Origin of the sequence: Nocardiopsis sp. MG754419 (assembly GCF_018207095.1) — a bacterium.
Lineage (GTDB): Bacteria > Actinomycetota > Actinomycetes > Streptosporangiales > Streptosporangiaceae > Nocardiopsis.
Genome location: NZ_QOCZ01000388.1, coordinates 1 through 400, shown reverse-complemented (window position 1 = coordinate 400; position 400 = coordinate 1). Strand labels below are relative to the sequence as shown.

The following is a 400-nucleotide window of genomic DNA, read 5'->3' as shown; positions in this document are numbered from 1 at the left end:
GCGGGCCATGGCCGATGACCCGGGATCGATGGTGGGCGAGTGCGTGGAGCTGACGGGGTCGGAGCGGTTGGCTCTGACCGATCGCGGGACGCCCGCGGTCAGCGTGGTGGCGTCCGTCGTCGACACCCCCTCCGGTCCTCTGACTCCGCGTCAGGAGATCCTGTGCGGGTTGTTCGCGGGCCTGTTGGGCCGGGGTTCGGTGGGGCTGGGGGAGAACTTCTTCCGTGTGGGCGGTAATTCGCTGCTGGCGCTGAGGCTGGTGTCGCGGGTGCGGTCGGTGCTCGGGGCCGAGGTGGGAATTCGGGACTTCTTCCGTGATCCGACGGTGGCCGGTGTGGACCGGTTGGTCGCCCAGGGCCGAGGGGCGGTGTCGCGGCCGGAGTTGGTCCCCGCTGATCGC

1 protein-coding gene is annotated in these 400 nt (G+C 70.8%); it reads left to right on the top strand.

Annotated elements, in window-relative coordinates; translation table 11 throughout:
• On the top strand, positions 1 to 400 hold a 400-nt coding region (locus DSY14_RS29705), incomplete at both ends, for a phosphopantetheine-binding protein (RefSeq protein ID WP_249188597.1).